At 65.5% G+C, this 20,315-nt stretch carries 20 protein-coding genes and 1 tRNA gene; 13 read left to right on the top strand and 8 right to left on the bottom strand.

Annotated features, from left to right (window positions below):
* Positions 1–195: 195 nt before the first annotated feature.
* The 4 genes from KBY97_RS08135 to KBY97_RS08120 all read left to right on the top strand — a co-directional run bounded on the left by KBY97_RS08135 (position 196) and on the right by KBY97_RS08120 (position 3,497).
* Complete coding sequence (locus KBY97_RS08135; RefSeq protein ID WP_255146271.1) at positions 196–636, top strand: hypothetical protein; 441 nt, start codon at positions 196–198, stop codon at positions 634–636.
* Entirely contained in the window at positions 629–1,735 is a 1,107-nt protein-coding gene (locus KBY97_RS08130; RefSeq protein WP_255146269.1) for a WD40 repeat domain-containing protein, read from the top strand. Before KBY97_RS08135 ends, KBY97_RS08130 begins: the two co-directional genes overlap by 8 nt.
* A 5-nt stretch (positions 1,736–1,740) precedes the next feature.
* On the top strand, positions 1,741–2,361 hold the full coding sequence (gene hisI, locus KBY97_RS08125) for a phosphoribosyl-AMP cyclohydrolase (protein WP_255146267.1): 621 nt from the start codon (positions 1,741–1,743) through the stop codon (positions 2,359–2,361).
* Between the two features lie 92 nt (positions 2,362–2,453).
* A complete protein-coding gene (locus KBY97_RS08120; protein ID WP_255146266.1) occupies positions 2,454–3,497 on the top strand; it encodes a formamidase in 1,044 nt (347 codons plus the stop codon).
* A 94-nt stretch (positions 3,498–3,591) separates the two neighbouring features.
* Here KBY97_RS08120 and KBY97_RS08115 read toward each other — a convergent pair whose 3' ends face one another.
* From KBY97_RS08115 to KBY97_RS08095, 5 genes are read right to left on the bottom strand one after another with little or no spacing between them, the layout of a single operon-like run.
* Complete coding sequence (locus KBY97_RS08115) at positions 3,592–4,491, bottom strand: alpha/beta fold hydrolase (protein ID WP_255146264.1); 900 nt, start codon at positions 4,489–4,491, stop codon at positions 3,592–3,594.
* The gene (locus KBY97_RS08110; protein WP_254962740.1) at positions 4,488–5,195 is read right to left on the bottom strand and encodes a phosphoesterase; all 708 of its coding nucleotides are present in this window, start codon (positions 5,193–5,195) and stop codon (positions 4,488–4,490) included. Before KBY97_RS08110 ends, KBY97_RS08115 begins: the two co-directional genes overlap by 4 nt.
* Positions 5,195–6,016, bottom strand: a complete 822-nt coding sequence (locus tag KBY97_RS08105) for a metallophosphoesterase (protein ID WP_254962739.1) — start codon at positions 6,014–6,016, stop codon at positions 5,195–5,197. The genes KBY97_RS08110 and KBY97_RS08105 overlap by 1 nt, the downstream gene beginning before the upstream one ends.
* A gap of 26 nt (positions 6,017–6,042) precedes the next feature.
* Positions 6,043–6,828 (bottom strand): ATPase, encoded by a 786-nt coding sequence (locus KBY97_RS08100; RefSeq protein WP_255146262.1) that lies wholly within the window; start codon positions 6,826–6,828, stop codon positions 6,043–6,045.
* A complete protein-coding gene (locus KBY97_RS08095; protein ID WP_255146260.1) occupies positions 6,825–7,895 on the bottom strand; it encodes a GTP-binding protein in 1,071 nt (356 codons plus the stop codon). Before KBY97_RS08095 ends, KBY97_RS08100 begins: the two co-directional genes overlap by 4 nt.
* Before the next feature lie 126 nt (positions 7,896–8,021).
* On the opposite strand from KBY97_RS08095, the gene KBY97_RS08090 reads away from it, so the two are divergent.
* Complete coding sequence (locus KBY97_RS08090; protein ID WP_255146258.1) at positions 8,022–8,786, top strand: polysaccharide deacetylase family protein; 765 nt, start codon at positions 8,022–8,024, stop codon at positions 8,784–8,786.
* Here KBY97_RS08090 and KBY97_RS08085 read toward each other — a convergent pair.
* Positions 8,741–9,469, bottom strand: a complete 729-nt coding sequence (locus tag KBY97_RS08085) for a triacylglycerol lipase (RefSeq protein ID WP_255146256.1) — start codon at positions 9,467–9,469, stop codon at positions 8,741–8,743. The genes KBY97_RS08090 and KBY97_RS08085 overlap by 46 nt on opposite strands.
* Before the next feature lie 433 nt (positions 9,470–9,902).
* On the opposite strand from KBY97_RS08085, the gene KBY97_RS08080 reads away from it, so the two are divergent.
* From KBY97_RS08080 to KBY97_RS08070, 3 genes are all read left to right on the top strand, one after another.
* Positions 9,903–10,250: a hypothetical protein gene (locus KBY97_RS08080; protein ID WP_255146254.1), complete on the top strand. Its 348-nt coding sequence runs from the start codon at positions 9,903–9,905 to the stop codon at positions 10,248–10,250.
* 60 nt (positions 10,251–10,310) lie between these two features.
* Positions 10,311–11,051: a fructokinase gene (locus KBY97_RS08075; protein ID WP_255146252.1), complete on the top strand. Its 741-nt coding sequence runs from the start codon at positions 10,311–10,313 to the stop codon at positions 11,049–11,051.
* A 192-nt stretch (positions 11,052–11,243) separates the two neighbouring features.
* Positions 11,244–11,540, top strand: a complete 297-nt coding sequence (locus KBY97_RS08070) for a hypothetical protein (protein WP_255146251.1) — start codon at positions 11,244–11,246, stop codon at positions 11,538–11,540.
* A gap of 5 nt (positions 11,541–11,545) precedes the next feature.
* Here the strand turns inward: KBY97_RS08070 and KBY97_RS08065 are convergent, their stop codons facing one another.
* Positions 11,546–11,761: a chlorophyll a/b-binding protein gene (locus KBY97_RS08065; protein ID WP_255146250.1), complete on the bottom strand. Its 216-nt coding sequence runs from the start codon at positions 11,759–11,761 to the stop codon at positions 11,546–11,548.
* 103 nt (positions 11,762–11,864) lie between these two features.
* On the opposite strand from KBY97_RS08065, the gene KBY97_RS08060 reads away from it, so the two are divergent.
* Genes KBY97_RS08060 through KBY97_RS08050 form a run of 3 tightly spaced genes read left to right on the top strand, consistent with a single transcriptional unit; the run spans position 11,865 to position 17,887 of the window.
* On the top strand, positions 11,865–12,827 hold the full coding sequence (locus KBY97_RS08060) for an ABC transporter substrate-binding protein (protein ID WP_255146249.1): 963 nt from the start codon (positions 11,865–11,867) through the stop codon (positions 12,825–12,827).
* On the top strand, positions 12,824–16,705 hold the full coding sequence (locus KBY97_RS08055) for a response regulator (RefSeq protein WP_255146248.1): 3,882 nt from the start codon (positions 12,824–12,826) through the stop codon (positions 16,703–16,705). Before KBY97_RS08060 ends, KBY97_RS08055 begins: the two co-directional genes overlap by 4 nt.
* A gap of 3 nt (positions 16,706–16,708) precedes the next feature.
* The gene (locus tag KBY97_RS08050) at positions 16,709–17,887 is read left to right on the top strand and encodes an HD-GYP domain-containing protein (protein ID WP_255146246.1); all 1,179 of its coding nucleotides are present in this window, start codon (positions 16,709–16,711) and stop codon (positions 17,885–17,887) included.
* 68 nt (positions 17,888–17,955) lie between these two features.
* Here KBY97_RS08050 and KBY97_RS08045 read toward each other — a convergent pair.
* Positions 17,956–18,026 (bottom strand) — tRNA-Gly (locus KBY97_RS08045).
* 147 nt (positions 18,027–18,173) lie between these two features.
* Here KBY97_RS08045 and KBY97_RS08040 point away from each other — a divergent pair.
* Complete coding sequence (locus KBY97_RS08040) at positions 18,174–19,565, top strand: MFS transporter (protein WP_255146245.1); 1,392 nt, start codon at positions 18,174–18,176, stop codon at positions 19,563–19,565.
* The gene (locus tag KBY97_RS08035; protein ID WP_255146244.1) at positions 19,562–20,311 is read left to right on the top strand and encodes an ABC transporter permease; all 750 of its coding nucleotides are present in this window, start codon (positions 19,562–19,564) and stop codon (positions 20,309–20,311) included. Before KBY97_RS08040 ends, KBY97_RS08035 begins: the two co-directional genes overlap by 4 nt.
* The last annotated feature ends 4 nt before the right edge of the window (positions 20,312–20,315 follow it).

Raw genomic sequence — 20,315 nt, 5'->3', positions numbered from 1 at the left:
GGGCCCGGGCTTCGCAGGTGCGAGCCCCGCAGAGGCGATGGGGTTCTGCCCGTGGCGTGAAGCTGTTATGCGCTGCATGGCCAAGGCGAACGGCACCAGGGGTCTACCATACGAGAATGATTATCGTTTGCTGATGCGGATGCTGACGCGGAGTGCCTGGCGCTGCTCTCGTCCCCCTGGCTCCGGCGTCTGCCGATGACGTCGGACGCGCGGGAATTCTTTGGTCAGGACCCCTGGGAACAGGGACCCTCACCCGAGGAGCAGGAGCGCTTCGAGCGTCTTCACGATGGACTGCTGCGACGGCAGGACAGCCTGCGGGGGCAGCAACAGCAGCTCTGGGCCTGCCTCCAGGCCATGCAGAGCCTGACGTCGGCTGTTGTCCAGCAGCTCGCCAGCGAACCGTCCTCCCTGGCGCGGCAGACCATCGGTCGGCGGCAGGTGTGCAGCGATCTGAGGGCTCTGCAGGCCTGGCTGCTTTCGGCGGAGCTTCTGCTGCAGCGCACAGGTGAGGTGGAGTGGCCGCAGGCTGTCGAGCGATTGGCTCAGGAGCTGGTCGGTGAGCTGGCTCCTGATCCGCACGGCGAGCGACGGCTGCGCCTCAACCAGCTGTTGGAGTGCAGCACCCGTGATGGTTGAGCTCTCGAAGCCCGCACCGCCCACGGCCCAAGGACCGGTGAAGAAGCAACTGCGCGGCAGGGTTCAGGGTTGCGTCACGGGATTGGCCTGGGCACCCCAGGCTGCCCAACTCGCCATTGCCAGCGCAGCGGGGGAGTTCATCTTGGTGGATTTCACGGCCGGCGTGGACTGGCCCTTGCAGGAGGCCAACGCTGCCGGTAGCAAGGGCTTTGACGCCCTGGGCTTCTCCAGCTGTGGCCGCTGGCTGGCCGCCGCCGGTGAGGGGGGTGTGCTCTCGCTCTGGCGCCTGGACGGTGACGTGCCGCAGCAGTTGATCGCGCCGGCAGTCGGGGGCTGGATCGATCAGCTGGCCTGGCAACCGGATGGCCGCCTGTTGGCCGTGGCAAGGGGAGATGAGATCTGGATCTGGCATAGCGAAGACCAGGTCTGGTTGCCGCCGCTGTCCAGCCCGGGCGGCGCGGTGATGGCCCTGAGCTGGAGCCCAGCGGGCGATCAACTGGCGGCGGGCACGGGCCAGGGGGTGTGGATCTGGCGCCTGCCGCTGACACCCGCTCCTACCCATCGGGCCATGGAGCCGCTGCACCTGGAAACCGGCTCGGCGGTTCTGCAGCTGGTTTGGGGATCGGACCCCCCTTGGCTCGTAGCTGGTTTGCTGGATCGCCGCCTGGTGCTCTGGCGGGGTCTGCAGCAACCCATGCTTGGCGTGGGTGACCTGCCGGGCAAGATCCATGCGCTGGCGCTATCTCGGTTGGCCAGCGGGCAGCAAGGGCTGCTGGTCGCAGCGGCGGAGGCCGCTGTGGTGTGGTCGGGCCAGGGGGGTGACCTCGAGGCCTGGAACGCCGTGCTGTTGCCCTTTCATCTGGATCGGATCTCAGCACTGGCCTGTGGCCCTGCCCAGGCCCCGATCGTCACGGCCTCGCGTGATGGCACCGCGGCGCTGTGGTCGGAAGCCGGATCCCTGCTCCAGGTGCTCGAACTGAATGGCCAGGCGCTCAGCAGCGTGGCCTGGCGCGCCGACCGCAAGGCCCTGGCGGCTGGCGGTGAGGAGGGCGGCTGGGTGATGTGGCCCCTCGATCCAGACGAGGGGGCCAGGGCATGAGCGCCATGGAGCAATGGCCACACGCTTGCGTCGATCACCTGCGCTTCAACGCCGATGGTCTGATCCCCGCCATCACGCAGGACTGGCTCGACGGCGCGGTGCTGATGCTGGCCTGGATGAACCGTCAGGCACTGCTGACCACCTTTGAGACCGGGCAGGTGCACTACTGGAGCCGCTCGCGCCAGGCGCTCTGGCACAAGGGAGCCACCAGTGGACACATCCAGCTGCTGCGCGGGTTTCGCTACGACTGCGATGGCGATGCCCTTCTGCTGACTGTTGAGCAGGTGGGAGCCGGGGCCTGCCACACCGGAGCCCGCAGCTGCTTCTTTGAAGCCTCAGCCAAGCCCAGCACCGGAGGGCCGCAAGCCCTGCTTCCGCCCGTGGATGCCCTCAGTGCCCGAGCCCGAGCCCCACAACCGGATTGCCCTGGCAGCAACGCCGTCGATCCGGCAGCATCGCTCGAAGCGGCTTGCCAGGCCCTGCTCAAGGACTGGCGGCAGGGGATGGCAGGTGCAGACCTCACCCACTCCCTCGCCCTGGTCGATGCGCTGCAGGCAGGGCTGGCGGCACACGGTGTCTCCTGGCGGCAGTTGCTGAAACGCGCTGCCCAGGGGCCGGCGGCCTGAGCCCTCCGCGCCCGGCCCACTCGCATGGGCGAGGCGCAACGAAACAGTGCCTGAAGCGACAGATTTGCGCTTGCGGGGCTTTTAGAATGATAATGACTATCATTCTTAACAGCATGGGCAGCACCGGCAGCGTCAGCGCCTGGGAGGAGTCGCTTCTCGTCGCGATGATTCAATATCCCGTCCCCGTGATCAAAGGCCCCTCAGACATCCAGACCCAGGTGGATCAGATCTGCAGGGCTGTGGCCTCCACCAAGGCGGGCTATCCAGACCTGGATCTGGTGGTTCTCCCGGAGTACTCAACGCAAGGACTGAATACGTCGATCTGGACCTATGACGAGATGCTCTTGCGCATTGATTCACCGGAGATCGACCGCTTTCGCGAAGCCTGCAGAGCGAGTGACGTGTGGGGCGTGTTCTCCCTGATGGAACAGAATGATGACCCCAGGCTGCCGCCGTTCAACTCAGCCATCATCATCAACTCTCAAGGCGACATTGCCTTGCACTACCGAAAGTTACAGCCTTGGGTACCCATCGAGCCATGGTCACCGGGAAATTACGGTATGCCCGTCTGCGATGGACCAAAGGGATCAAAGCTGGCTGTTTGCATCTGCCACGACGGAATGTTTCCAGAATTGGCTCGAGAGGCCGCCTACAAAGGAGCCAATGTTTACATCCGCATTTCAGGCTACTCCACGCAAGTCAACGATCAATGGATATGGACCAACAAAACGAATGCATGGCAGAATCTCATGTACACGATTTCAGTGAACCTGGCTGGCTATGATGGTGTGTTTTATTACTTTGGCGAAGGCACTGTTTGCAACTATGATGGCAACGTGATTCAACAGGGGCACCGGAATCCATGGGAAATCGTAACGGCAGAGCTGTTTCCGCGCTTGGTCGACAAGGCCAGAGAGAATTGGGCACTTGAAAACAACATCTTCAACCTGGGCTGCCGCGCCTATGTCGGCAAACCCGGTGGGGAGAAAGAAAACTATCTCACCTGGGTCAAGGATCTTGCCGATGGCTGCTACAAGCTTCCCTGGGATGAAAAGATAAGAATCAGAGATGGCTGGAAGTATTACCCTGAAGGTGTCAAACTGGGGCCCATCAGTCAGGCGAACCTGCCTGGGTGATTTCCATGGCAGATGTCCTTAGCTGATCTGCCCGGCTGATCTGGTCCGGGCGGTGATTGCAACGGAGAAGCGGCCGGGACGAAGGCAGTTCCGGTCAGTCACCTGAGTTGTTGTCGCCCAGCAACCGTTGAGCCAGCACGGCGCCGAATTCCTGGTGAAGCCCCAGCCGCCCTGGGAAAGTCGTCACCTGATCGGCAGCCTCGGCCAGCCTCTGCATCTCCTCGCTGGAGCGCGGGGGCGCTTCCCCCGCCAGCACCACGTGGAGAGGGCACTGCAGCTGGCGGGCCTGGTGCAGCCACCAGTCCCGTTGATCGGTGGCGTCCAGTCCACCGCTCACGAAGGCCGCACTGGCGAAGCGGGCGCCGCGGCGGCGGGCCAGCTGCTGTTGCTCCAGCAGGCGCTCCGGCGTCAACAGCGACCGCTCGACCCAGACGTGGCGCCGCAGCATCAGCCCCAGCACCGCCCGGCTGGTGTTGAGCCGGTAGAGCGCCGGGCCGATCAGCGGCGCGCCCACCAGCTGCCGCAACCAGCCGAAGCGCTGCGGCGGCCAGCCGGTCATGGTGGGCAGGGGGCCCCGCCAGGTGGGCGCCACGGCCACCAGCCGCTGCCACTGCCCTGACCATTCGGTGGCAAGGGCCAGGGCGATGGAGGCACTGTGCCCAGCGGCCACCACGGTGAGGCGTGTGCGGTTCTGGGCGTACAGGTAGCTGAGGATGGAGCGCAGAGCCGAGCGCATCAGGTCCGCGTCGTAGTCAAGGCACGGGCGGTCACTGTCACCGAAGCCCGGCCAGTCGAAGCTCACCAACTGGCAGCGCTCCGCCACCGCCGCCGCCAGCGGTTGCCACTCGCTGCGGCTCGACACGGTGCTCAGGGCTGGCAAGAGCAGCCAGGTGGGCGCCCCCGTCGGCCCCCGGCGCTCCAGCACCACCTGAAGCCGGCGACCACCTAAATCGAGAGACAGCGTTTCCGCCACACCTCCGAAGCCCGTGTTCATGCGAACCCCCTGCCAGTGGCGTGGATCGGACCGCCGGCCCGTCGGAACGCGATATGGTCGCTGCCCGGGTCGTAGAGGGTGTAGTGCAGCCCGCTGCCCACGCCGATCACCTTGCGGCTGGGCACGCTCTGGTGCTGCTGCCGTTCTCCTTCGAGATCACGCAGGCGTGATTCGATGCCACCGCCGCACAACTCCACGCAGAACTGCTCGCCGCTGCGGGCCGTGAACAGGCGATTCGCCTCCATGCGGGTGAGACGATCCAGCAGCTGCAATGGGGCTGTGTCGGCGGTGAGGCTGTCGCCCACATCGGCCGAACTGCCATGCAGCAGGGCGCAATCGAGCTCCACGAAACCGAACTGCAACGACGCCAGCCAGGCCATGTGGACGGGATCCACCGCCTGCAGCAGGGCTGCCACGGCCGCCTCCCCGCCGCTCTGGCGCAGGGCGTCGGCCCGGCGCTCACCGCGAAAGCCCCGCTCGGCCAGCAGCTGCTCTTCCCACCAGCCGTAGAGGCAGTGCGGTTGCAGATCTCCCCGGCGCGGCTGCTGCAGACGCTCCAGCAGGGCGTTCGCCTCGCGCTCCGGGCCGATCAGATCGCCGAGCACAAACAACGTGTCGACCCGCTGGCGGCGCAGCTCGGCCTGCACCGCCGCATAGACCGTCAGATCACCGCGCAAGCCGCTCAGCAGTGCCCACCTCGCCATCAGCGCTCACACACGTGGCTGGCGTCGTCGGCCCGCTCGGCGTACTCGAATCCGTGGCGGAGCCGCCAGGCGAACAGAGGCGGCAGCCCAGCGGCCACGATCGCCTGGCAGGTGCGTTCCACGTCGTAGGGAACCTCGCGGATCTCCACGCTGTCGTCCTGCTCGTGGTGGATCACGTAGGTGGCGCTGGTGCCGCCGTGCCGCGGTTCCCCCACCGAGCCGGCGTTGACGATGCGACGAACGGGAAGATCCACCTCGCGTTCGATGTCGGGCCCAGGGTTCGCAACGGCTCGGTGCAACCGCAGCTTGATCACCCCCTCACGCAGTTCACGCACATAGGGGCGATGGGTGTGGCCGCAGAAGAGCGTGTCGGCCTGCGCCGCCTCCACCCGCTCAAGGGCAGCGAAGGCATTCATGTCGGGCAGGAGGTATTCGTGCTGGCTGTTGGGGCTGCCGTGCACGAACAGCAGGCGATCGCGCCGCAACGACAACGGCAGGCTGGCGAGAAAGGCCTTGTTCTCCTCGCTGAGCTGGGCCGCCGTCCAGTGATGAGCCCGTTGCCCGCGCCGCTCAGCCAGCTGGGAGGGGTAGCTGCATTCGCAGGAATTGAGGCCTTCGATGATGTCTTCATCCCAACAGCCCTGGCAGCTGGGGATCTGGCGCGCGCGGATCAACTCCACCACCTCATTGGGCTGGGGGCCATAGCCCACCAGATCGCCGAGGCAGGTGATCCTGTCGATGCCGAGCTGTTCGATGTCGCTGAGCACCGCTTCGGTGGCGGCGAGATTGGCGTGCAGGCAGGAGATAACGGCGTGGGCCATGGGGCGGTGGTTGGAGATGGAGGCAGTCAGCGGGTGGCGGGGAGCGGAGCGCCGAAGGGGCGTTGTGGGGCCTGCTGCAGCTCCAGCACCGCATCGCTGAGCAGGCCGTCGGCGATGGTGGCCTCGATGCCAGCCGCATCCAGGTGTTTGCCCTGCACCACCAGCCGCGACATGCGTTGCGGGCGGCCCACGGGCGGAGCAACACGCTCCAGCGGCAGGAACTGGGTCCCCTCCTGGCTGACGATCCAGTTGAAGAAGAAGCTGCGGCCATCGGGCAGGTTCATCAGCGCCTTGGCGCGATACACCTCGCCGTAGGCCCCATTCACCAGCTCAAACCAGAAGCTGTTGAGGCTGGGGGGATCCCAGACGCTGTGGGTCAGGTCCAGGCTCCAGGCTTCGAGGGCGTTGAACTGCAAGGTGTCCTGAGCGGGAAGTTCCGCGTCACGGCCGAAGCTCAGATGGCGCTGCGGCAGGAGTTGCAGGGCTTCCAGCGGGGGGAGCAGCCGTGGGTCGATCCCCGCCAGGCCGGCCTCGGGAGGAGCCTGCCACTGGGGCAGTTCGATCAACGCCAGCAGATCCTGCGGGCGGCTTGCCGGATTCTCACCGGGTTCGGCCAGATCCAGCAGCCCTGGGCATTGGTCCACAAGAAAAGCCCGATCGATGCCCCCATCCGGGGCCTGCTGGAGCTCCGCTGCCGTGAAACCCTCCAGCCGCAGGTAACCGCAGGGCCCTCGGTGGGCTTGCAGTTGGTTGAGGATCCAGCTGGTCTTGCCGCAACCCGGCGGCCCGGAGATGAGCAGCACCCGTGTCATGGCGCCACCATGCAGGCCTCGAGCTGGGCCTTGAGAGTGGCCTGATCGAGGCCTTTACCAATCGCGACCACCTTGGTATGGCGAGGTTGGCCGGCGGGCCAGTCCGAATCGTCGATGGTGAAGCGCTTGCCGCAGAGGTGGAAGAGGTGGCGGCGCTCGCTCTCGCGGAACCAGAGCACGCCTTTGGCCCGGAACACTGTTGAAGGGAGCTGGTTATCGAGGAAGAACTGAAATCGGCGCAGATCGAACGGGGCTTCCACCGACAGGGACACCGAAAGGAACCCTTCCAACTCCGGCGTGTGGGGATGGGAATGGCCAGCGGCATGACCGTGATCGTGATCAAGGGTGTGCTTATCGCCGTGGCCGTTGCTGTGGCTGTGGTTGTGGTGGCTGTGGTTGTGGTTGTCGGCAGGCTGACGCGTGTCTTCAAGGGCGTCTTCGCGGGCCTGCAGCTCTGCCAGCCGATCGGTTTCAAACAGGCCCACACTCAGCAGCATGGCCAGGGGCACCGCACCGTGGTCGGCCCGCAGGATGCGAGCGTCGGCCTTGATCTCGCGCAGGCTGGCCTCCACCGCGATGAGGCGCGCCTCCTCCACCAGATCGCACTTGTTGAGCAGCAGGATGTCGCCGTACACCACCTGAGCCCGGGCGATCGGGCTGTCCAGGGCCGTGACGGCAAAGTGTTCAGCATCGATCAGGGTGATGATCGAATCGAGCCGCAGCTGATCGCGGAACTCACCGGCCATGAAGGTCATGGCCACGGGCAGAGGATCGGCCAGTCCGGTGGTTTCCACCACGATGTAATCGATCGGATCCGGTCGGTCCAGCACCCGCTCCACGGCCTCCTGCAGTTCGCCGTTGATTGAGCAGCAGATGCAGCCGTTGCTGAGTTCCACCATGGCGTCGCTGGTGGCCACCACCAGCTCGTTGTCGATGCCGATTTCGCCGAACTCATTCACCAGCACGGCAGTGCGTAGCCCCTGCTGGTTGGTGAGGATGTGGTTGAGCAGGGTGGTTTTGCCAGCTCCGAGGAAGCCGGTGAGGACGGTGACGGGAACCTGAGCCATGAGGCGAGAACAAACAGCCGCCCAGCCCTGGAAGCACGGCTGAGAACGGTTCTCATTCTGGCCCCTCGCGCCACCAGCGGTGGCAGGGTGACGCCAACGACCCTCCAGGCCTGAGCGATCCCCGCCATGCCCCCACTTCCACACCCGCTGACCTCGCTCCCTGCCCTGCTGGCCCTGATCGCGCTCGCCGGACTTCTGCTGGCCGTGACCCTGCTGGCCCTGATCGTGCTGCTGCCCTCGCTGGTGATCCGCACGCTGCTGGCGCCACTCAACCCGGAGGTGGTGTTCTGCGGCGGGGGCAGGCAGCGGCGGCTGGCGCTCACGATCGACGACGGCCCCAGCGGCCCCGGCTCGCAGGCCCTGCTGGAGCTGCTGCGGGAGCTGGAGGTGCCGGCCACCTTCTTCCTGATCGGCTCCCACCTGCCCAACGACCCGCACTTTCCCCGCCGGGCCCTGGAGCAGGGCCACGCCATCGGCAACCACCTGTGGTGCGATGGGCGCTCCGCCGAGCTCGATGAGGCTGAATTTCTGCGTCAGCTGAGCTCCACCGCCGCCGCGGTGGAGCGGGCCGCGGCGCCGCAGACGCTGCAGTGGCGCTGGTGTCGCCCGGGGCGGGGCTGGTTCCATGCGTTGATGCTGAGCTGGCTGGCGGCGTGCGGCTACCAGCTGGTGCTGGGCTCGATCTTTCCCTGGGACACCAATCAGCCACCGCTGTGGTTCGTGCGGGCGTTCGTGCAGCTCAACGCCCACCCCGGCGGCATCCTGGTGCTGCACGACACACCGGAGCTGAACGCCCGCACCCAGGCCAGCCTGCGCTGGATCGTTCCCGCGCTGCGCCGGCGCGGCTACAGCTTCGTGCCGCTGGCGGAGCTGCTGGAGGCGGCGGGCTGAACCAGGTCCCACCAGCGCTCCACCACCTCGGGGCTGCCGTACCAGCAGGGCCCGAAGGCACCGCCATGGGCCACCCCCATCAGCACCAGCGGGGTGGAGCCGGCCAGCAGGGCGGAGGCCACCGGCACCAGGCCGTCGCCGCGATCGGCGGCATCGCCGGTGCTGTTGCGGTAGGCGGTGGGGGCCAGGCGCTGGGCCAGCGGGCTGGCGGCGGCCAGATCCAGATCCCCCGCCACCGACACGTACTGCACCCGATCGGCGAAGGGTGACCCCGGCAGGCGCTGCTGCACCAGCTCACGCAGCACCGTGGCCATGAGGGCGGTGTGGGGGCTGCCCAGCATCACCAATGTGTCGGCGAGCGCCTTGCCGTCGTAGGAGCGGCCCTGGAAGGGGGCGTGATCAAGGAAGAGGCGCAGCATGATGCCGCCGGAGCTGTGGCCGATCAGGGTGACCCTGCCGGTGGGTGAGGCCTGTGCCAGTTCCGCGGCGGCGGCAGCGGCCCGATCGAGGATGCGCGCCCATGCGAAGGCGAACACGGTGAGCAGCCATTCGGGCTTGCCCACTGCCACCAGCTTCACGGGCTGGCCGCTCAGCTGCTGCAGCCGCGCCACCATCGGCGCATAGGCCTCGGCGCTGATCAGAAAGCCGCCGAGCAGCAGGATCGGTTGGCGGGGAAGGGGCATCGGAGGGGGCGCGCAGGCGTGGCTGCAGCGGAACAGCACCACGATGGCAAACCCGCGCCGCCGAGATGACGCTGCACCAGTGGGATCTGAGCGAATCGCAGCGCCTGGGAATCAACGAATGCGTCGCAGAGATGTTGACATTTCACCCAAAAGGGGTATGTTGAAAGTAACGAACGCGCACAGCGCTTCTGCCGTTTCAAAGGCTGCAACGCCTTTCATCAGTTCAAGGCTTGCCGAATGGTTTGACAACCATCGCCTGAGCTTCTGAACCAACGGCACTGCCCCTGCCGCCCCCTGCAAGCGCCGATCCCCACAGGGGCCCGGCCTCGCTGAACGCCTGCAAGGATCCCGAATCTGATTCCTCTGATGTGCAGCACTTCTGGTGCAGCCAGCAGAGCGGCGCGTTTGTTGTTGCTATCACGGAGACACCACCATGACGACCATCACCAAACCGGCCACCAGTGCCGATCGCAATGACCAAAGCCAGGCCAATGCACAACTGAAGGAAGCGGTTCTGAACAAGAAACGCGTGCAGATCGAAGCCTGGTCGGGGCAGATCGAAGAGTTGCAGAAGGGCATGAGCGGCCTTGCCGAATCCGTGCGCCGCACCACCAGGCAACACCTCGACGAGCTCATCAATGCTCGTAACCAGGCCACAGCCCAGCTGGAGCAGTTGCAGCAAAGCAGCCAGGAGAACTGGGAATCGCTGCTGCAGCAGAGCGACGCCCTGTTTCAAGACCTGGCCGGTCGCTTCCATCGCTTCGCCAGCAAGAACGACTGATCCCGGCGTGCGGTCTGCCGCCAACGACGCCACCACCTGCCCCCTCACCCACCCACACCTATGACCCTCACCACACCGTTCACCCGCCAAGCCCACACCGAAGTGGTGGCCTTCTCCGAGGCCATGCATGACGCCGCATTGGCGCCCATCTCCTGCCCCCCCAAGCTGGGTGCCCCCAACCCGGGCACCCACACCCCGGCCGGCCTCACCGAAGCGATGCTGCCGGAGATCAACGAATCGTTCTGGTTGCTGATCACCAGTGACGCCCTGCTCGGCGCCAGCCAACACCAGGTGCTGCGCATGGTGCTCAACCGCACAGCGCCCAGCGGAGTGCTGGTGGCGCTGGATGTGAACTGGCAGCCGGAGCACTGGGGCCTGCTCCCTGGGGCGCTGCCCACGGCGGAGGTGCTGCAGCGCTTCCAGCCGCTGGCGGAGGCCGCCGCCTTGATTCGCTGCACCTCCGATGAGGCGGAGGCCTTCTTCTTCAGCCGTGATCCCGAGCGCATCCAGGACCGGCTGGCACATCGCCCGGCGGTGCTGGTCACCGATCCGGCAGGAGTGATCCGCTGGACCATCGGCGGCCGCTGCGGACGCATCGCGCCGGGGCTGGTGAAAAACCAGGACATCTTCCTGGCCGAAATGCTCGAAAACCTTTGCGCCAACCCCCAGCTGCTCGGCAGCGCCGGCCCGGGCATCCAGGCCATCGCCGATCCAGATCGCCTCTGCGAGCAACTGCTCAAGGCGGCCGCCGCCTCAGGCGAAAGCAAGCAAGCGGCCCGCGTCCTGGTGGCCGTGGCCTGAGCAAACAGCCGCATCACCCCCATGCCTGCGCCCCCCGCCTTTATGCCTGGCTGTCTTGTGCGGGTGAGCCCAACACCGTTCAAAGAAAGGCCAAACCTTGGCCTGGATGCAATCCATTGCCAGCCAGCAACGAGACCAGCTCCCCCACTGCCCCCCGCAAGCGCCAGAGTGGGGCCATTGACGCCCCACCCCATGGCCCCCACCCGTGCGCAGATCCTGGCCGCCTCCGCCGGTTGGGTGGCGGTGGTGCTGAATGTGGTGCCGGGGCTGGGCGCCGGCTACCTCTACCAGCGCCGCTGGAAGGCCTACTGGATCACCTCGGCGCTGGCTACGGCCTGGTTCGTGGCTGGGGCCGTGCTCGCGCAAGACGCCGCCGCCGCCGCAGAAGCCCAGAACCAGCTGGTGGGCCTGTTGGGCCTGGTACTGCTGGCTGGGGTCACCGCCACCGAGGCGGGCCTGGCCGTGAAGCGGATGCGCCAGGACGGCTGACGCGCTCAGAGCAGAGTCCAGCGGAGCAGCGCCAGCACCTGGCCGGCGGGGCCCAGGCCGGTGATCGCCTCACCAATCAGGGCCGCCGCGAAGCCGAGCATGGCCACGCGGCCATTGAGCAACTCCACCCCGGCCAGCGCCGCTGTGTTCCACGGCCGGCGGGTGGTGAGCCCCTCCCCGAAACGCTCGAGCGGCTCGTACTGGAAGGAGTCAGGAGCCATGGGGGAAGCGCAAACGGGCTTTTAGCCTATGGGAGCTGGGTGGATGGCTGAACAGCGCTATCAAAAACATCCGCGTACATTGAGTAGCCAGCTGGTTGAATCAGTGCTCCAGCGTCTCAAGCTCACGGCACTGGCAGCCATTGCCATCGGCTTGATGGGCTGCCACACGGCGACGCGCGTCACGATTCCAGTGGCCAGCTGGCCTGGCTTTGAGTATTTCCATCTGGCCCAAGCAAAGCAACTGGATCGGAAAGCGGGGCTGGAGCTCAACACATTGAGCTTTCCCGATCCGCCAGACATCGTCAAGGCCTTTGAAGAGGGCCGTTTTCCCATCGCCCAGCTCACCACGGTGGAAGCTGTGGACATCTGCAGCCGCCAGCCGAAACGCTGCCCGGTAGTGGTGCTGATCCTTGATGAATCCCGCGGTGGCGACAAGGTGGCCGTGCGCCGTTCGCTCGGCACGATCCCTGCCCTGCGTGGCAAGCGCGTGGCTGTGACCCCCAGCACCCTGGGCCCGTTTGTATTGAGCAGGGCGCTGGCCCGTCATGGCATGAGCCTCGCCGATGTGCGCATCGTGGCCGTGCCCCTCGCCGACATGGGCAGCCGCCTCACCAATGGGCAGATCGACGGCGCTGCTTTCTTCCCTCCTTTCAGTGATGCCGTGCTGGCCAGTGGCGAGGCCGTCACGGCCTTCAGCAGTGCGGAGATTCCCGGTGAGATTTTTGACGTGCTGGTGGTTAACCCTCAGTACTACCGCACCAACCTGAACGTGCTGGGGCGCCTGGTGCGGGTGTGGCAACAAGCTCATGATCTGGCAGATCGCGATCCTGAGGCTCAGGAAATCATGGCCAGGCGGCAGGATGTGAGCGCTGAGGTGTTTCGGGAAACGGAAAAAGGCCTGATCTATCGCTCACTCTCGGAGCAACGGCACATGTTGCTGCCTGGCGGCCAACTTGAACGCAATCTCGCCGCCGTGCTCGCTGTGCAGAAGCAGCTGGGCTTGATCCGTGGCCGGGCGCCGCTGCCGCGCGTGAGCACGGAGCCGCTTGATCTCGCCCTGCAATGACACGGCCCATCCGCTCCTGGCAACAGCAACTGGGGTCCCTTTCGCTTTCGAGCCGGCTCACCCTGTTGTTGCTGGCCGTGGGCTTGACCCCCATGGTGTTCTCCCAGGTGGTGGCCATCAATGCCTACAGCGACCGCATCCTCAGCCACCACCTGGATGCCACCGAGCAGATGGCCAGTGGCAAGGTGGAGCAGGTGCAGGCCCTGCTCACCACCAAAAGCCTTGATCTCGATGCCTTGGCCCAGGCGTTGCAGCAGCGGCCGGCCACCCTGGAACGGGATTGGGCGCAGCAGGCCTCCCAGCTCGGCTTCGACGACCTGGTGCTCGTTGATCTCTCCCAGCGCCGGGTGATCGTTGCGGCGCCTAATCCCAGCTTGATCGGCACCTCACTCGACGGTCCGATGCTGCGGGGCTGCGGCCTGAACAAAGTGGTGGCAGAGATGGGCCCCTGGAACCAGCTGTCGGTGGTCCCGCCCAGCATCGATCCATGCACGGAAGGAATGGCCACCTGGATGGCCGTGCCGGTGCGGGGTCAGGGCAGGCAGAACCTGCTCCTGGCCGGGCGGCTGGGTGGTTCCTCCTTCCGCAAGGTGGTGGAGAGCCGCTTTGAGCGACTCAACCACAACGCCGAGGCGCATCTGGTGATCGAACAACGCCAGGGTGACCAGCGGCAGTTCGTGGCGGTGCCCACGGGGGAAGCCGCTGCCTCCAGGCCTGCAGTGAACTTCCATCCGATCTCGCGTGGTGGCTTGGATGTGGCCGATCGCCAGCAGGGCCATGGCGGAGCCGGCTATCTGCGCGCAGCGAACGGCGCTCTGAAGCTCGGTGCCTGGCGGCAGATCCCGCAGAGCGATGTGGGGGTGCTCGTGATCATTCCCGAAGCTGAACCACGGCTTGACAGCCAGGCCCTCAACCGCCAACTGCTGTTGTTGCTGGCAGCCACGGCCGTGCTGGTGACGGTGGCCGGAGTTGTGCTGGGCCGGCGCCTGGCGGGCCCGATTCAGAAGTTGCACCAGGCGATTCAGGGTTTTGATCCCGCCGATGAAACCAGCCTCACCCCCGTGGTGGTGAGCGGCCACGATGAGATCGCCGCCTTGGCCAGCACCATCAATGCGATGGTCCAGCGGATTCAGGAGCGCACCAGCAACCTGCGCGAAACCAAGGAACAGTTGAACGCCTACATCCAGACGGCGCAGACAACTCTGCTGGCGCTTGATTTCGAGGGCCACATCACCCTGCTCAACCGCAGCGGCTGTGATCTGATCGGCATCCCCCCCGATGGCTGGGCGGGCCTCAACTGGCTCACCGACATGGTGGACCCGGAAGATCAGGCGATGCTGCGCCACTGGCTGGATCAGGCGGCAGGCGCCACCCTGCCCCCCGATGGCGCGTTGGACTATCGCGTCGTCACCAGCCACCGCGGCACCCGCCTGATGCGCTGGCATCTGAGCCTGCTTGATGGCGTCGATGGCAGACCGATCGCCCTGCTGGGCTCCGGGGAAGACATCACCCGCGTGCGGGCGCAGAAGTTGCAGCTGGAACAGGCGCGGCAGGAAGCGGAGCAGGCCAATACCGCCAAGAGTGAATTCCTCTCGCGCATGAGCCATGAGCTGCGCACCCCCATGAACGCGATCATCGGTTTGTCACATCTGGCTCTGCGCACAGAACTCAACGCGCACCAACGCGACTACCTGCAGAAGATCAGCAATGCTGGCCAGGGGCTGCTGGTGATCATCAACGACATCCTTGATTTCTCCAAGATCGAGGCCGGCAAGCTGCATCTTGAAGCGATTGATTTTCAGCTCGATGCGGTGCTGGCCGATGCGGCCACCCTGATCGCCAACAGAATCTTCGCCAAGGGCGTCGAACTCGTCTTCCGCGTCGACGATGACGTGCCGACCTGCCTCAACGGTGATCCGCTGCGCCTCAACCAGGTGCTGCTCAACCTGCTCTCCAATGCCGCCAAGTTCACCGAGCAGGGCCAGATCCTGCTGCAGGTGAGCGTCGGGGCGCAGCAACAGGAGCAGGTGGAACTCGTGATTCGTGTGCAGGACACCGGCATCGGCATGAGCGAAGCCCAGATGGGCAACCTGTTCCAGGCGTTCACCCAGGCAGAACTGTCCACCACCCGCCGGTACGGCGGCACGGGCCTGGGCCTGAGCATCTGTCAGCGCTTGCTGGAGTTGATGGATGGCTCCATCTCGGTGCGCAGCACCCCCGGGGAGGGCTCCTGTTTCACCGCTCGCTGCCGTTTTCGCCTTGGTGTGTGCAGCACCCCGCGGCTGTTGCCGGAGGCCCTGCGTCAGATGCGCGTGCTGGTGGTGGATGACAACCCCGTGGCCCGCGAGGTGATCACCGAACTGCTGCACCATCTGCCCCTGCGTTGCGATGCCGCTGGCAGCGGCGCCGAAGCCCTGGCCCTGCTGCACCACGCCAGTGCTGTGCAGCATCCCTATGGCTTGATCCTGCTGGATTGGCAACTCGGCGATCAGCTCGATGGCCTGCAGGTGGCCGCCCACATTCGTGCCAACCCAGCGATCCAGCAGCCGAAGATTGTGCTGGTAACGGCCTACGGCGGCGAAGAGGCTTGCACGCGGGCCGCTCCGGGGCTGCTGGATGGGGTGCTGGGCAAGCCGGTTCGCTCCTCTGATCTGATCGACCAGCTCGCTGAACTGTTCGGGGCAGGGACAGATGCGGCGTTGCCGGGTGTAACAGCACCTGGCGCGGAGCTGGAGTGGGGGTTACAAGGGCTGAAGGTGTTGGTGGTGGAAGATCATCCGATCAATCAACAGATTGTGGCTGAGTTGCTCACCATTGCCGGCGTGGCGGTGAGCACGGCCAGCAATGGTGTGCAGGCCCTCGCCTGGCTGGCGCAGCAACCACCGCCTGCCTGCGACCTGGTGCTGATGGATCTGAACATGCCCGAAATGGATGGCTGGGAATGCACCCGCCGTCTCCGCAGCGATGGCCGCTGGCAGCACCTGCCCGTGCTCGCCATGACCGCCCACGCCATGCAGCAGGAGCGCGACCGCTGCTTGAGCCTCGGCATGCAAGACCACATCACCAAACCGATTGATCCAGAACATCTCTATGCACGGCTGCAGCACTGGAGCGGCCGCCACCGTCAGCTCCCCGGCGAACCGGCGCAGCCCGTTGCCCAGGCTTCCGTGTCAGTGGCGGTGTCAACCGGGGAAGGATCGCCGCCGCAGGATCTGGGGCTGAAAGGTTCGGAGCTGACGCACTCTGAGCTGACGCACTTTGAACTGACGCGTTCGGAACTGGAAGGCTTTGATCTGAACGGTGCCCTTAAGCGGGTGGCCGGCAACAGGGCTCTTTACGGCCAACTGCTGCAGAGCCTGGTACACACCCAGGCGGATGCAGCTGAGCGGCTTCAGGCCGCACTGGAGCGCGCCAACCTGAAAGAGGCGGCACTGATCTTGCACACCCTCAGAGGGGTGTGCGCCAATCTGGGGGCCACCGCGCTGACGGATGCCACCACCCAGCTGGAGGCCGAGCTTCGCCGGCAGCGCTGGCGCGCTGACACCCTGCAGAACTTTGAGGCTCAGCTCCAGCTCACCATGGCGCGCATCCGCCGCGCCTTCGCGATGGAGCAGTTGGAGGGCACAGCGCCGCCACAAGAGCGGCCGGCCCCTGCAGCGCTGAGCCAGGAGCAACGGATGCTTTTGGCACAGTTCGATGCGCTACTAGTTGCCTTTGATGGTGAAGCCCTCGAACTCCTCAACCAGCAGCGCGAAGCCCTGATCACAGCCCTCGGATCGGTGGGCTATGAACATGTGGCGACTGAACTGATGCAGTTTGATTTCGCAGCGGCGCGCACAGCCCTGCAACACCATGCGCCTCCGATGTTGCAGGCCTGATCCATGATCCAGCTCACCGCCAGCCTCTCGGCACGCAAGCCCACCGTTCTGGTGGTGGACGACACCCCGGAGAACCTGCAGCTGATGAACGGCCTGCTGCGTGGGCAGTACAAGGTGCGCCTGGCCACCCATGGTGGAATTGCTCTGGAACTGGCGCACCAGGATCCCCAGCCGGACCTGATCCTGCTGGACATCATGATGCCAGGCCTGGATGGCTATGAGGTGTGCAAACGGCTCAAGGCAGATTCAGGCACCCGCAGCATTCCTGTGATCTTCCTGACGGCATTGAGCCAGGAAATGGATGAACAGCGGGGCTTTCGTGATGGCTGCGTCGACTACATCACCAAACCCTTCTGCCCCGACATCGTGCTAGCCAGAGTGGCCACCCATGTGGCACTGAAGCGGGCCAGCGATCTTTTGGTCGATCACAACCGTTCCTTGCGCAAGGAAGTGGAACGCCAGACCCGCGAGGTGCAGAAAGTTCAAGATGTCACCATCTTGATAATGGCGTCGCTGGCGGAAACACGCGACAACGAAACCGGCATGCACCTGCGCCGCACCCAGAATTACATGAAGATTCTGGCCGAGCACTTACATCAGAACTCTCCCTATGCGAGCCAACTTGATGAAGAGGTGATTGAGCTGCTCTACAAATCAACACCGCTGCACGACATTGGCAAAGTGGGGATTCCCGATCACATCCTGCTCAAGCCAGGCAAGCTCACCCCTGAGGAATTCAGGGTCATGCAGAAGCATTCAGAGCTGGGCGCTCACATCATTTCAGAAGCGGAGAAGTTGCTGGATACCCCCAGCAGCTTTCTGCGCTACGCCCGTGAGATCGCCTACTACCATCACGAAAACTGGGATGGTAGTGGCTATCCCATCGGCCTGAAAGGAGAAGCCATCCCCCTTTCCGCTCGCCTGATGAGCGTGGCTGATGTGTACGACGCCCTCATCTCCAAACGCTGTTACAAGGCGGCCTTCGCTCACTCCCGGGCCTGCACGTTCATCGAAAGCCAGGTTGGCCGCAAATTTGATCCTGTGATCGTGGAAGCCTTCCGCCAGCTGGCCGATCGCTTCGCCACCATCGCCGCCACCTACAGAGACAACGACGCCGTGCCGCCTCAGCCCCTTGGCCTGGCCATCGGGCGGGACAGCACCACTCCAGCAGCCTCCCTGTGAGCCCGGCATCTGCGCAGCAGGCACCCACCACAGAACCAACCCCAGAGGAAGATTGCTGGAGAAAAGAAAGCGGGCGGCGGGAATCGAACCCGCATCATCAGCTTGGAAGGCTGAGGTTTTACCACTAAACTACGCCCGCAGGGATACGGATGTATCACTCGCTGGCCGCGCCGGTGTGGCCTTCGGTGCCATGGCCTTGGCGGCTGAAGCATTATGGCCTGCGTGAAGCCCCCCTCCGTTGACCGTTGTTCCTGATCCGGTCGCCCCTTCCGCCAACCCTGCGGCCATGAGTCCCACCACTGTCGCCCGGGATGCTGCCGATGCGTCCAAGGGCTTCCAGCGCCGCATGCTGATGGCCTACGGCCTCGGCGACGCCGGCACCGGCATGGCGGCCTCGCTGATCGGCTTTTACCTGTTCATCTTCTATACGGCTGCTGCCGGCCTGCCCGCCTGGATGGCGGGGCTGGTGCTGATGCTGGCCCGCATCTGGGATGCCATCAACGATCCGGTGGTGGGCTGGCTCAGCGACAAGACCCGCAGCCCCTGGGGCCCGCGGCTGCCCTGGATCCTCTGGAGCGCCATTCCGCTCGGCATCGCCATGGCGATGATGTGGTGGCTTCCGCCCGGAAGCCTCTGGGTGAAGTTCGGCATCTTCCTGGCCATCTCGGTGGTCGCCAACAGCCTCTATACCTGCGTCAACCTGCCCTACTCCGCCCTGGCGGCGGAGCTCACCACCGACACGGGGCTGCGCACCCGCTTGAACACGGCGCGCTTCACCGGCTCCATCATCGCCGGGCTGGTGGGCATTGTGCTGGGTGGGCTCCTGCTCCAGAACCACCAGGACGCCAGCAGCTACCTCAAGGTGGGCGTGCTCTCGGGCGCGATCATCACGGTATTCACGCTCATCTGCGCCTGGGGCATCGCCCCGGCGGCCCGCCACTGCCAGCGGCCCAACAGCCAGAAAGGCTCCACGCGCCGGCTGCTGCGGCGGGTGCGCGAGAACGGTCGCTTCATGAAGGTGCTCGGCCTCTACCTGATGCTCTGGTGCGCCCTGCAGATCATGCAGACGGCTGCCCTGATCTACCTGCCGGTGGTGATGCGGCTGCCGGAGAGCTGGAGCAACTGGATCCTGCTGCCCTTTCAGATCAGCACCCTGGTGGGGCTGCAGATCTGGAACCGCTACTCCCACCGCAGCGGCCGCATCGCCTCCCTGCAGGGAGGCACGGCGCTCTGGATCGGCGGCTGCCTGCTCGCCATGGTGCTGATCCCCCTCGACGCCGACCTCTCGCCCGTGGGCTCCTGGAGCAACGGCCTGCGGCTGGCGGCGTTGCTGGTGGCCATCGTGGTGGTGGGTCTGGGCGCCTCCACCGCCTATCTGATCCCCTGGGCGCTGCTGCCGGATGCCATCGACGCCGATCCTGAAAAACCCGCCGGCCTCTACAGCGCCTGGATGGTGTTCACCCAGAAGATCTGCATCAGCCTGGCGTTGTTCTTCTTCGGCAACCTGATGAGCCTGAGTGGCTACGTGGCGTCCAAGGGCATCGTGCAACCCGACACCGCCCTGGTCGCCATCCGCCTGTGCATGGGCCTGATCCCCGCCACGCTGGTGGTGCTGGGGCTGATCGTGATGCGGCGCTGGCCGGATCGGGGCGCCCACCTGCTGCAGGCCCAGCCATGAAGAGCCCGCGCTGGCTCAACCGCCTCGGCAGCAGTTGCCTGATCGGCGGCCAGACCGTGGCGGCGATCGGCAGGGGGCGCATCAACCTGAACGATCTGTTTGAGCACCTGCAGGAGGCGGGGCCCGGCAGTTTTCTGATCGTGGTCATCACGGCGCTGGCGGCAGGCACCGTGTTCAACATCCAGGTGGCGGCTGAGCTCACCAAGCAGGGCGCCAGCGTGGCCGTGGGCGGCATCCTCTCGGTGGGGCTGGCACGGGAGATTGCCCCCCTGCTCACCGCCACCCTGCTCACCGGGAAGGTGGCCACCTCCTACGCCGCCCAGATCGGCACCATGAAGGTGACCGAGCAGATCGACGCCATCACCATGCTGCGCACCGATCCGGTGGAGTATCTGGTGGTGCCGCGGGTGCTGGCCATGGTGGTGATGGCCCCGGTGCAGTGCCTGGTGTTTTTTGTTGTGGGGGTCTGGTCGGGCCAGGTGAGCAGCACCTTCCTCTTCTCGATCCCGCCCACCGTGTTCTGGAATTCCGTGCGCAGCTGGATGGCCGCCGGCGACCTGCCCTCGATGCTGATCAAGGCGCTGGTGTTCGGCCTGCAGATCGCCGTGATCGCCTGCGGCTGGGGCCTCACCACCCGCGGTGGCCCCAAGGAGGTGGGCACCAGCACCACCGGCGCCGTGGTGATGATTCTGGTCACGGTGAGCCTGATGGATGTGCTGCTCACCCAGCTGTTGTTCGGCGCCTAGGCCG

Source organism: Synechococcus sp. ATX 2A4 (assembly GCF_024346375.1).
Lineage (GTDB): Bacteria > Cyanobacteriota > Cyanobacteriia > PCC-6307 > Cyanobiaceae > MW101C3.
This window is presented reverse-complemented; position numbering and strand designations above follow the sequence as displayed.